This is a genomic window from Streptomyces sp. NPDC051940 (assembly GCF_040680895.1).
Classification (GTDB): domain Bacteria; phylum Actinomycetota; class Actinomycetes; order Streptomycetales; family Streptomycetaceae; genus Streptomyces.
Genome location: NZ_JBFAXR010000114.1, coordinates 17,348 through 27,602, shown reverse-complemented (window position 1 = coordinate 27,602; position 10,255 = coordinate 17,348). Strand labels below are relative to the sequence as shown.

Here is a 10,255-nt window from a genome sequence, read left to right as displayed (position 1 = left end):
GCCGAGGCGCGCAGCGCCGACAACGCCCGCCGCCAGGCGTCAGGGGGAGCGGCCCGAACCCAGCCCGGCCGGCGTTTGAGGCCGAGCGCCGTCCAGGCGCGACAAGCGAGGCGCAGCCCGCAATGGGGGCCCGGGGGCGCAGCCCCCGCAACGGAACTCCGCGGCCCAGGGCCGCGAACCTCACCCCACCGCCCACAACCCCCGCGCCCCCGCGGCCGCCCCCGCCGCCCCAATCAACCCCGCATCCACCCCCAACCGAGCCGGCACCACCTCCAACCCGGCCACGAAGGACAGCACCGCATACCCCTTCAGATGCCGCCGCAACGGCCCGAAGAGCAGCTCACCCGCCCCCGCCACACCACCCCCGACCACCACGAGGGAGACCTCGACGAGCGTCGCCGTAGCCGCGATCCCCGCAGCCAGCGCCTGCGCGGCCCGGTCGAAGGACGCCAAGGCGACCGGATCACCACCGGCCGCGGACGCCGCCACCGCCGCGGCCGAGGCGTCACCGTCCGCCCCCGGCCGCCACCCCAGGGACAGGGCGCGCCGCGCGATGTTCGGCCCGGAGGCGATCCGCTCCACGCAGCCGCGCGCCCCGCACGGACACGGATCCCCGTCGAGGTCGACGCTGATGTGGCCGATGTGGCCCGCGTTCCCCGTGGGCCCGGTGTGCAGCCGCCCGTTCAGCACGAGACCACCGCCCACCCCCGTGGACACGACCATGCACAGCGCGTTGTCCCGCCCCCGCGCCGCACCCTGCCAGTGTTCGGCCGCGGTCATCGCCACCCCGTCACCGACCAGGACCACGGGCAGGTCACCGACGACCTTGCCGACCTCGGCGACGAGGGGGAAGCCGCGCCACCCGGGGATGTTCACCGGGCTGACCGTCCCGGCCGACGCGTCCACCGGCCCCGCGCTGCCGATGCCGACCGCGGCGACCCGCTGCCACCCGGGCGCCGCGCGCAGCTCACCGAGCACCTCGGCCACCGCGCCCATCACCGTCGCGCCGTCCTGCCCGGCCGGCGTGGGACGCTGGGCCCGCACCAGCAGCCGCCCGCCGGCGTCCACCAGCGCACCGGCGATCTTGGTACCCCCGATATCGAGGGCGGCGGCGAGGTCGTGACTCATCGTGGGGGCTCCTGGAGGGGAACGGATGCGGCGGACGCCGAGGGCGTACAGAAGCGGAGAGCTCAGTCTCCCCTGCCGTTGACAACGTTGTCCAGCCCCTATGATCGAGCGCACGTGCCCCGCTGACAGGAAGACGGACGTGACACAGCAGTCCCGCCGCCCGTACGGAAACCGCCCCACGATGAAGGACGTCGCCGCCCGCGCCGGCGTCGGCCTGAAGACCGTGTCACGGGTGGTGAACGGCGAGCCCGGCGTGACGCCCGACACCGAGCGCCGGGTCCGGGACGCGATCACGGCCCTCGGCTTCCGCCGCAACGACAGCGCCCGCATCCTGCGCAAGGGCCGCACCTCGAGCATCGGCCTGGTGCTGGAGGACCTCGCGGATCCCTTCTACGCCCCGCTCAGCCGGGCCGTGGAGGAGGTGGCGCGGGCCCACGAGACGCTGCTGATCAACGGCTCCAGCGCGGAGGACCCGGAGCGCGAGGAGGAGCTGGCCCTGGCCCTGTGCGCCCGCCGCGTCGACGGCCTGGTGATCATCCCGGCCAGCGACGACCACCGCTATCTGGAGCCGGAGATAGAGGCGGGCATCGCCACGGTCTTCGTGGACCGCCCGGCGAGCCGCATCGACGCCGACGCGGTGCTCTCGGACAACTACGGCGGCGCCCGCGCGGCCGTCGCGCACCTCGTGGCGCACGGGCACCGCCGGATCGGACTCATCGGCGACCAGGTCCGCATCCACACGGCGGCCGAGCGGCTGCGCGGCTACCACGACGCGATGGCCGAGGCGGGGCTGCCGGCCGACCCGTCCTGGGTGTCGATGGGCAGCACGGACCCGGACCGGGTGCGCGCCGCGCTCGCCGGGATGCTCCACGGACCCGAGCCGGTGACGGCGCTGTTCGCGGGCAACAACCGGGTGACGGTGACGGCCGTACGCCATCTGGCCACCGCCGAGCGGCGGTTCGCGCTGATCGGCTTCGACGACTTCGAGCTGGCCGACCTCCTCTCCCCCGGCATCACGGTCATCGCCCAGGACCCCGTGGCGCTGGGCCGTACCGCGGCGGAGACCCTCTTCCGCCGTCTGGACGGCCACCACGACGCCCCGAAGCGGGTGGAGATCCCCACCCGCCTGATCGCCCGCGGCTCGGGCGAACTCCCGCCGGAGTGAGCCGGCCGCGCCCCGCGACGCCCCCGGTCACCCCGGCTTGACCGCCACCAGCCCGAACAGCTCCGGCACCCCGCCCCGCCCCCGCTCGGCGACGCGTGCCAGCCGCAGCCCGGCGCCGGTGACCCCGTTGAGCAGCTCCGCCATCGGTACGTGCCACGCGCCCACCCGGGCCCGTACGCCCTCCGGGTTCCAGGCGTCACGGGTGTGGCCCCGGTCGGCGTACCGCTCGTCGATCACCACCGTCGGCCGTTCGCTCCAGTCCGCGAACGCACCCACGAAGCAGGGGTGCACCCCGACGTGCACGAACCGCCCGCCGGGCCGCAGCACCCGGGCGATCTCGGCCGTCACGGCCGCATAGTCGCGCACGTCCGTGCTGGCCAGCACGCACACCGCCGCCGGCACCGACGCGTCGGCCACCGGCAGCGCCACCGCGTCGGCCACGGCGACCGGCAGCCGCCGGGCCGCGTGCCGCAGCTGACCGCGCGAGAGGTCCACCCCGACCGGCGTCCACCCCAGCGCGGCCAGCACCGGGGCGCGGGCGCCGGTGCCGCAGCAGACGTCCAGACACGCACCCTCCCCCGGGCCGAGCAGCCCCTCGAGCAGGGGGTGCACCTGCTCGGCGTAGAAGTCGGCCGCCGCGATGTAGTCCTCGTACCAGTCCGCATGAGCGTCGTACAGCGCTTCCGTCATCTCCCGGACGCTACGGGCATCGCCCGGACCGCACCGCGATGTTCGCCGAGAGCTGCGGAGCACGACCACAGGGCGCCGCGGCCCGCGGACACAACCACAGGGCGCCGAGGCCCGGCCGGAGCACGACCACAGAGCACCGACCACAACAGACCGTCCGGTACGCACTCTTGCCGCCCACCACTTTGGTCCATACCATTCGATCGCCCCCCACGGTCCAGCCCCCCACAGGAGGAAGCGTGCGGCACAGATTCCTGCTCGCCCTCGGGCTGCTCATCGGCCTGATCGTGCCCCTCAACTCGGCGGCGACCGCCACCGCGGCCACACCGCTGCAGATCTACGGCGCCTGGCACTGCAGCGACGACTACTGCACCTGGTCCACGGCGCGGTCCGTGGCCGAGTTCGACTCCAAGAACCACTGGCTGATCGACCGCGGCGACGGCCGTCCGTCGGTCAACCTGATCGTGCTCAGCTTCGTCGAGCCGCTGAAGCTGCTCAACAAGACCAACGACGCGGGCACGGTGAACGGCGTCCCGCGCGGGATGACGCCCGACATCGTGAACTACTTCAAGTCCAAGGGCGTCCGCGTCCAGCTCTCGATCGGCGGCATCACCTACACCGACGAGTGGGACGCCGCGCTCGCGCAGAACGCCCACCAGCTCGGCCTGAACGCCGCCGAGGTGGCCACCCAGCTCGGCGTCGGCATCGAGATCGACTACGAACAGAACACGGACCCCAACCTCACCGGCCTGCAGGCGTTCATCGACGCCTACCGCTCGGTCCACCCGTACGACGCCACCGGCGCCAAGCACGCCTCCCGGCTGACGATCGACACCGCGGCGGGCGACCGCTGGCTGATCGGCATCAACCGCAAGGCCACCCAGGACTGGCTGCGCACGGACGCCCCGGTGCTGGACTACGCCAACGCGATGGTGCCGGCGCGCCAGCCCTCCGTGGACGGCGCGATCGCCAACTGGCAGGAGCACGTGGACGGCAAGCCGCAGTACTCGCCGCCGGTCCTGCCACTGGCCCCCGCCAAGTTCACCGGCGGCCTGTACATCGGCTACGGCAACCGGACCATGGCGGAGTGCACGGACCTGATCAACTCCCTGCAGTACCTGACGGGGAGCTTCGTCCAGAACGTCGCACCGAACGGCGTCGGAGCGACGAGCGGCATGCTCGGCTACATGTTCTGGGCGGCCGAGAAGCCCTCGACGCGCGGCATCGGCACACAGCCGCCCAACACCTGCGAGGGCGGCGTCGGCGCGGGCGCCACGCACTACAACATCCCGATCCCGATGCCGCCGTTGCGGCAGAGCTGACACACCGGATTCCGGGGCCGGAGGGACATCTCCCTCCGGCCCTTCCGTGTGCCCGGCGCCGGGCGGGGCGGCTCCCCCAGCGGCCGGCGACGAACCCCGGCGAGGACAACTCCCCAGTGGTAATTCGTATTAGCACCTTGACGACGGCTCCCGGTGCGACGACCGTTTCCGATCAGCGGAACGGTTTTCCCACCCCGTCAGCGTGAACACAGCCCACCTCTCAGGAGCCGCCCTGTGACGTACGCAACCCCCCTGTCGCGCCGCACCCTGCTGACCGCCGCCGGCGCCGCGGGCCTTCTCGCCGCCCTGCCCGCGTCCCGCGCGCTGGCCGCCGGCAGCCTGCCGCCCCTCGCCCCGCTGCCCCCGGGAGCGCCCGACCGGCGCGCCTTCGCCGTCGAGGAACAGCGGTTCGCCCCCTACCTGGTGAGCCTCTCCGCCATGGTCGGCGACATCGAGGGGAGTGACCCCTCGACTTTCGGCTTCATGGGCGGCGGCTGGTGGCGTACGCCCTCGGCGACGTACAACGCACGGGTCCAGGAGCACGTGTACACGCTGGCCTGGTTCCTCACCAAGACCCGTTCCTGGAACCCGTACACGGGCGACCCGGCGCTGCTCGCGGGGCTGGACGCGGCGCTCGGCCACTATCTGGGCCTGCAGCACTCCGACGGCTCCTGGCCCGAGTACGGCGCCGGTGAGCACTCCCTCCCCGCGACCGGCTTCGCGCTCGGCTATCTCAGCAAGACCCACGTGCTGCTCAAGGACGCCAACCTGCTGCCCACGCGGCGCACCCAGCTCGCCGGCGCGCTGCACGGGGCGATGACCTGGCTGCTCGACCCGGCCAACGGCGGTGTGTGGCAGACCCCGATCCACTACGCGAACCAGGTCACCGCCGGACTGGCGGGTGCGGCCCTGGCGCTGCGCACCAATCCCGACGCCGCCCTGCGCACGCAGCTGACGAGTGCCTTCGTCCGGCTGGCGGAGCACGGGCAGAGCCCGGCCGGCTTCTTCTACGAGGTGGGCGGCATGGACATGAACTACAACTTCGAGGTGATGCTGCCCGAACTGGCCGACGCCTGGCGCCAGTCGGACGACACCAACCTGGTGACGATGGCCGCCAGGTACACGGACTGGCTCGGCTACAACCTGCTGCGCGAGCCCGACGGCGCCGGCTGGTTCTGCAACATAGCGCCGTCCACGCGTACCAGCTCCCGCGCCTACGACGACACCCGGCCCGACCCGGAACGCACCGCGCTGAACGCCCAGTTCGTCCCGGCCGTGCCCGCGCTGGGAGCGTTCCTGTCCGCCCGGGAGGACCTGGCCGCCGCGCGCGCCGCCTGGGCCGCGGACACCTCGCCGGTGCCGGGCCTGGTCAAGAAGGACACCTCCCCCCGCATCCTCACCCACGCCCTGTACGGCGAGCGGTACCCGACCGGGCAGGCCAAGGACCAGGCGATCGCGGCCCTGCCCTACCTGGCCTCGAAGAACTTCACCGAGCACCGCACCGACGGCGGCCAGCACTTCCTGTACGTCCGGCGGCCGAACGTCTACCTGGGCGCCTACCTCGGCACCCGGCCGACCACCATGGCGCGCACCGGGCTGAGCTTCCTGTGGCACCCGGTGGCCGGCACCGTCATCCAGTCACTGAACGACAACGACTACGGCCTGTGGGCCACCGTGCTGCCCGGCCAGGTCCCGGACTCGGACGGCCCGCAGGCCGCGCAGTTCTTCGGCGGGGACCCGTACGCCTTCCGCTTCGGCACCCCCAGCGGTTCGGTCGTCACCGACGTGAAGGTCAGCGACGGGCTGGTGCAGCGGTCGGTACGGGCGGCCTCGGCCGCGACCGAGACGATGCCGCTGATCCTTCGGGCATCCGACCGGGTGGTCTTCACCGACGGCACCACCGTGCCGTGGGGCGGCTCGGCCGCGGCCACGGCGACCGGGATCGACCTGCACCGCGGGTCCGGTGTCGTACGGATCCGCTGGGGCGGGCCCCGCGCCGCGGCCATCGCGGCGTCCTCGGTCAGCTATCTGCGCGACGGCAGCCGGCGGATGCACATCCTGAAGGTCCCGCACGACGGCACGATCAACGTGACCGTCAGGCTCGCCTACTGAGGTCACGAGGCCGCGGCGCGCCCCGCCAGCCGGTCGAGCGCGCCGCGGTCCAGGCCCGTGAGCCCGGCGACCTCCCCGGCGTCCACCGCGCCGCAGTCCAGGCCGCGCAGCAGATAGCCGCTCAGGGCCCGGGCGGTGGCCGGCTCGTCCATCACGGCACCGCCGGCCTTCGCGACGTAGGCGGCCAGCCGGTCGGCGGCCTGGGCCAGCCCTTCGCGGTAGAAGGCGTAGACGGCGGCGTACCGGGTCGGGAGATGACCGGGGTGCATGTCCCAGCCCTGGTAGTAGGCGCGGGCCAGGGAGCGGCGGACCAGGTCGTGGTGCAGCCGCCAGGCGTCGTGCACCTGGCGGGTGCCGCCGACGGGGAGCACGTTCGTCGAGCCGTCGGACAGCCGTACGCCGGTCCCTGCCGCGGCGACCTGCATCACGGCCTTGGCGTGGTCGGCGACCGGATGGTCCATCGACTGGTAAGCCGCGCTCACGCCGCACGCCGCCGAGTAGTCGAAGGTGCCGTAGTGCAGTGCGGTGGCCCGGCCCTCGGCGGCGTCGATCATCCGGGCGACGGTCGCGGTCCCGTCGGGGCCGAGGACGGCCTGCGTGGTCTCGATCTGGATCTCGAAGCCCAGCCGGCCGGCGGCCAGCCCGTGCGCCTTCTCGAACTCCTCCAGCAGCCGCGCCATGGCGGTGACCTGCTCGGCGTACGTCACCTTGGGCAGGGTGAGGACGAGACCGTCGGGCAGGCCGCCCGCGTTCATCAGTCCGGTGAGGAAGATGTCGAGCGTGCGGATGCCGCGGTCCCGCACGGCGGCCTCCATGCACTTCATCCGGATCCCGATGTACGGCGTGCGGCCATCGGCCGCGACCACCGCGGCGGCGCGGGCGGCGTGCTCGTCCTCCTCGTCGTCGGGCCGCGGCCCGTAGCCGTCCTCGAAGTCGATCCGCAGGTCCTCGACCGGTTCGCGCTCCAGCTTCGCGCGGACCCGCTCGTACACCGGCGCGGCGAGCTCCTCGTCGAGCCCGAGCACGGCGGCGAGCGCTCCCGGGTCCGGGGCGTGCTCGTCGAGGAGCGCCAGGGCCCGGTCGCCCCAGGCGCGGACGGTGCCGGCGGCGTACGCGTCGCCGGGGACGTAGACGGTGTGCACGGGCTGCCGGGTGCCGGGGTCGCCGGGGTAGCGGCGGGTCAGCTCGGCGTCCACGGCGGCCAGGGACGCGCCGATGCGCGTCCGTACGGAGACCTCGAACGTCGTCGCCACCGTGTTGCCGTGCACTGCCACGCTCCCCATTCGTCAACAAACTGTTGAAGCGAAACGTAGCCCGTGGCCGGGGGGCCGTCAACGGGGCTCAGCGGGACAGCCGCGAACCGAGCATGACGAGGAGTGGCACCCACAACAGGACCGCGTTCGCCACCCGGGCGGCGGTCACACCGCGGGGCCACGGCAGGCGGCGGGCCGAGGGTGCGGCCGACAGGTCCAGCGGTTCGGCCAGCGCCGCGCGCAGCGGGTCGTGGAACACGTCCGTCGCCGTGATCACCAGCTTCAGCGCCGTCGCGCCCGTCTCGCTCAGCGTTCTGTGCACCGGCAGCAGGTCGAACTTCTGCCGCCCGGCACTCACCGCCCGCGACCTGCGCGCGCCCGGGGTGTGCCGGCGCACCTCGTACCGGGTGACGATCATGCGCCAGCGCCGGTGCCAGGCCCTGAGGTGCTCCGGATCGACCGTGTCCAGCCGGCGCTCCCGGAACATCTCGGCCCGCAGGTCGTCGCGCAGCACGCCCGCCACCCAGGAGCGGTCGGCCTTGGCCAGCTGCGCCAGCGGCACCTCGTCCAGACGCGACGGCCACGCCCGTACCGCGCCGAGGTCGAGACCCACGTCGACGGGGGCCTCCGAGACCTGCCGCGGATCGTCGAACTCGGCCTCCAGCAGCCGGGCCGGGACGGCACCGAGGGCGCAGATCGTCCGCAGGTCCGAGGCCGGTACGCGGAGCTCCCTGGGCACCCGGACCTCGGACGCACCGACCCCGGGTACGGGCGTGCGCAGCACGGCACCGATCTCGTGGAGCATCCGTACCTGGTGGTCCCGCAGGTCACCCTTGCGGCGCCTCGCCCGCTCCTTCCAGCGCCGCCACAGCGCCCGGGCGGCGGTGGTCCACCAGCGCTCCGTCCGCGGGCGCCGGACCGCCGCTCGCGCCGGCCGGCGCGCCTTCGGCCGGTCCACCCGCAGGACGCACGCGCCCGCCGCGTCCCGCACCACCAGCAGCAGCGGATCGGCCGCCCCCGCGAAAAGGTGGAGGAGCGGCGAGTCCCATTCCATCCGCCAGTGGTCGACTTCCGCGTCGGGGCCGCCCAGCGGCACCCGCCTCCACCGCTCGGCGGTGTAGGCGCGCACGATCCCCCTGGCCGCCTCGAAGCACGCGGCGGACTCCTCCTTGCCGAGCAGGGCCGCGCCCCTGGCCGACATCGTGAACTCCACCGCCGGTGCCTCCGACGCGGGCGCGGAGATCACCCGCACCGCGTCGCGGTCGAAACCGATCCACTGCCCGTGCATCCGCGTGCTGTAGCGACGGCGCAGCGGCCAGGCTGCCAGCGCGGTCACGCCGACCACGGCGCTCATCAGCAACCCCCAGCGCCAGCCCACGAATCCGGCCGCCACCGATACCCACACGAGCGCCCCGTAGAGCTGGATACGGATGTACGGGAACGGCGTGCCCCATCCGGCCACCGCCCAGACCCGCGCGTCCCGGGGCAGCCAGCTGTACTCCGGAATCCGTAAGGAGACCCCCCGCATGATCCGCCACCCCCGTAAAGCCGAACAGACCCTCCCCATCCGGAAGATGGTGGAGGGCCTGCTTCGGTTCCGGGGGATCAGCCCTTGCGGGTGGTGACCTCTTCGGTGAGCTGGGGGACGACCTGGAACAGGTCGCCGACCACGCCGTAGTCGACCAGGTCGAAGATCGGCGCCTCGGCGTCCTTGTTGATCGCCACGATCGTCTTCGACGTCTGCATGCCCGCCCGGTGCTGGATCGCACCCGAGATACCCGCCGCGACGTACAGCTGCGGTGACACGGACTTGCCCGTCTGGCCGACCTGGTTGGAGTGCGGGTACCAGCCGGCGTCCACCGCGGCCCGGGACGCGCCCACCGCCGCGCCGAGGGAGTCCGCCAGGGCCTCGATCAGCGCGAAGTTCTCCGCACCGTTCACCCCACGACCACCCGAGACCACGATCGCCGCCTCGGTCAGCTCCGGCCGCCCGGTCGACTCCCGCGCCGTACGCCCCACGATCTTCGTGCCGGTCGCCGCCGCCGAGAACGAGACCGCCAGCTCCTCCACCGCGCCCGCCGCAGCCGCCGCCTCCACCGGAGCCGAGTTCGGCTTGACCGTGATGACCGGGGTGCCGTGCGAGACGCGGGACTTGGTGGTGAACGCCGCCGCGAACACCGACTGGGTGGCCACCGGACCTTCCTCGGACGCCTCCACATCGACCGCGTCGGTGATCAGACCGGAGCCGATCCGCACCGCCAGCCGGGCGGCGACCTCCTTGCCCTCCGCCGACGACGGCACCAGCACCGCCGCCGGGCCGACCGCGGCGACCGCCGCCTGCAGCGCGTCGACCTTCGGCACCACCAGATACTCGGCGAACTCCGCCGCCTCACTGGTCAGCACGCGGGTCGCGCCGTGCTCGGCCAGTACCGCGGCCGTGGCCGCCGCGCCGGCGCCCAGCGCCACCGCGACCGGCTCACCCAGCCGACGGGCCAGCGTCAGCAGCTCCAGCGTGGGCTTGCGGACCGCACCGTCCACATGATCGACGTAAACCAGAACCTCTGCCATGACTGATCAAATCTCCTGTG

8 protein-coding genes are annotated in these 10,255 nt (G+C 73.4%); 3 read left to right on the top strand and 5 right to left on the bottom strand.

The features are described from left to right. Positions 1–180: 180 nt before the first annotated feature. On the bottom strand, positions 181–1,128 hold the full coding sequence (locus tag AB0M28_RS31575) for an ROK family protein (protein WP_365412605.1): 948 nt from the start codon (positions 1,126–1,128) through the stop codon (positions 181–183). 181 nt (positions 1,129–1,309) lie between these two features. On the opposite strand from AB0M28_RS31575, the gene AB0M28_RS31570 reads away from it, so the two are divergent. After that, positions 1,310–2,293, top strand: a complete 984-nt coding sequence (locus AB0M28_RS31570) for a LacI family DNA-binding transcriptional regulator (protein WP_365412609.1) — start codon at positions 1,310–1,312, stop codon at positions 2,291–2,293. Between the two features lie 27 nt (positions 2,294–2,320). Here the strand turns inward: AB0M28_RS31570 and AB0M28_RS31565 are convergent, their stop codons facing one another. Next, positions 2,321–2,983, bottom strand: coding sequence for a class I SAM-dependent methyltransferase (locus tag AB0M28_RS31565; protein ID WP_365412603.1), 663 nt, complete (start codon positions 2,981–2,983; stop codon positions 2,321–2,323). A 236-nt stretch (positions 2,984–3,219) separates the two neighbouring features. Between AB0M28_RS31565 and AB0M28_RS31560 the strand changes: the two genes are divergently transcribed. Continuing rightward, the gene (locus tag AB0M28_RS31560; protein ID WP_365412601.1) at positions 3,220–4,302 is read left to right on the top strand and encodes a hypothetical protein; all 1,083 of its coding nucleotides are present in this window, start codon (positions 3,220–3,222) and stop codon (positions 4,300–4,302) included. A 234-nt stretch (positions 4,303–4,536) separates the two neighbouring features. Next, positions 4,537–6,414 (top strand): hypothetical protein, encoded by a 1,878-nt coding sequence (locus tag AB0M28_RS31555; protein WP_365412599.1) that lies wholly within the window; start codon positions 4,537–4,539, stop codon positions 6,412–6,414. Positions 6,415–6,416: 2 nt separating this feature from the next. Here AB0M28_RS31555 and AB0M28_RS31550 read toward each other — a convergent pair whose 3' ends face one another. From AB0M28_RS31550 to AB0M28_RS31540, 3 genes are all read right to left on the bottom strand, one after another. After that, on the bottom strand, positions 6,417–7,697 hold the full coding sequence (locus AB0M28_RS31550) for an aldolase/citrate lyase family protein (protein ID WP_365412597.1): 1,281 nt from the start codon (positions 7,695–7,697) through the stop codon (positions 6,417–6,419). A gap of 58 nt (positions 7,698–7,755) precedes the next feature. Beyond that, positions 7,756–9,195 carry a hypothetical protein gene (locus AB0M28_RS31545; RefSeq protein ID WP_365412595.1) on the bottom strand — a complete coding sequence of 480 codons (1,440 nt, stop codon included), beginning with the start codon at positions 9,193–9,195 and terminating at the stop codon, positions 7,756–7,758. Between the two features lie 77 nt (positions 9,196–9,272). Then, a complete protein-coding gene (locus AB0M28_RS31540) occupies positions 9,273–10,235 on the bottom strand; it encodes an electron transfer flavoprotein subunit alpha/FixB family protein (RefSeq protein WP_365412593.1) in 963 nt (320 codons plus the stop codon). Between the last annotated feature and the right edge of the window lie 20 nt (positions 10,236–10,255).